Origin of the sequence: Rhodococcus sp. ENV425, from assembly GCF_002887785.1 — a bacterium.
GTDB classification, from domain to species: domain Bacteria; phylum Actinomycetota; class Actinomycetes; order Mycobacteriales; family Mycobacteriaceae; genus Rhodococcus; species Rhodococcus aetherivorans.
This window is the reverse complement of sequence record NZ_PCZU01000190.1, coordinates 58,280-59,931: the sequence shown is the minus strand read 5'-3', so window position 1 is coordinate 59,931 and position 1,652 is coordinate 58,280. Positions and strand designations below refer to the sequence as shown.

Below are 1,652 nucleotides of genomic sequence, written 5' to 3'. Positions count from 1 at the left end.
CCGAGTCCCGCCGGTACGCCCCCGAGCCCGTCGGTCCCGACGCTCGGGGGCGTCACCGTCGCGCAGGTCACTGCAGCGCGATGTACTTCGTCTCGAGGTACTCCTCGATGCCTTCACTGCCGCCCTCGCGGCCCAGCCCGGAGGCCTTGACACCGCCGAACGGCGCCGCCACGTCGGAGATCACGCCCCGGTTGACGCCCACCATGCCGGACTCGACGGCCTCGGCCACCCGCAGCGCCCGGTCCAGGCTCTGCGTGTAGATGTACGCGGCCAGTCCGTATTCGGTGGCGTTGGCCGCATCGATCGCCTCCTGCTCGGTGTCGAACCCGGCCACGGCGGCGACGGGGCCGAACACCTCCTCCCGCAGGATCCGGGCCTCGGCCGTCACCCCGTCGAGCACGGTCGCCGGGTAGTACCACCCCGGGCCGTCGGGGACGGATCCGCCGAGCCGGAGGCTCGCCCCGGCCCCCACCGCGTCCTGCACCAGCGCGCCGACGGTCTCCCGCTGGCCGGCGTTGATCAACGGCCCGAGTGTGGTGCCGGGGTCGGTGCCGCGCCCGAGCCGGTACTGCGCCATCCGCTCGGTCAGCTTCTTCACGAACTCCTCTCGCACCGAGTTGGCGACGTGGAAGCGGTTCGCGGCCGTGCACGCCTCGCCGCCGTTGCGTAGCTTCGCGGCCAGCGCGCCCTCGACCGCGGCGTCGAGGTCGGCGTCGTCGAACACCAGGAACGGCGCGTTGCCGCCCAGCTCCATCGACGTGCGCAGCATCGCCTTCCCGGCCCGCTCGGACAGGGCCCGGCCGACCCCGGTGGAACCGGTGAAGGTCAGCTTGCGCAGGCGGGGATCGTCGATCAGCGGACCGGTGACCGCCCCGGCGCGCGACGTCGGCAGCACGGACAGCACCCCCTTCGGCAGGCCGGCCTCGGCGAACAGCTGGGCGAGCAGCAGCATCGTCAGCGGGGTCTCCGACGCGGGCTTCATCAGGATCGTGCAGCCCGCAGCGAGGGCGGGACCGATCTTGCGGGTGCCCATCGCGAGCGGGAAGTTCCACGGCGTGATCGCCAGGCACGGTCCCACCGGCTGCTTCGTCACCAGGATCCGTCCGTTGCCCGCGGGCGCGTGGGTGTAGCGGCCCGCGATCCGCACCGCCTCCTCGGCGAACCAGCGGAAGAACTCGGCACCGTACTTGGCCTCGGCCCGGCTCTCCGGCAGGGCCTTGCCCATCTCCAGGGTCATCAGGAGCGCGAAGTCCTCGGCACGTTCGGTGATCCGCGCGAACACCGAACGCAACAGTTCGCCACGTTCGCGCGGCGGGGTCGCGGCCCACTCGTGCTGGACGGCCACCGCGGCGTCGAGGGCGCGGACGGCGTCCGCCGGACTCGCGTCGGCGACGTCGGTGAGCGTGTCGCCGGTGGCGGGATCGTGGACGGGGAAGGTGGCGCCGTTCTCTGCGGCCACCCACTCCCCGCCGAGGAACAGTTCTGTCGGTACGGTCCGGATCAGTTCTTCGGTGTCCATGACCCACATCATGCGCTCCACGACCCGAGCGGATTCCGAACCCGCCGGTAACTGCGGCCCCGCACTAGGCTCTGAATTCATGAGCGACGTGACTCGAACCGCACCGTGGCAGCAGCTGTCCCAGCACCGTTCG

The 1,652-nt window shown here is 71.9% G+C and carries 1 protein-coding gene; it reads right to left on the bottom strand.

The features are described 5' to 3' along the window. Nucleotides 1-67: 67 nt before the first annotated feature. Complete coding sequence (locus CQZ88_RS16220) at nucleotides 68-1,519, bottom strand: NAD-dependent succinate-semialdehyde dehydrogenase (protein ID WP_029541981.1); 1,452 nt, start codon at nucleotides 1,517-1,519, stop codon at nucleotides 68-70. Between the last annotated feature and the right edge of the window lie 133 nt (nucleotides 1,520-1,652).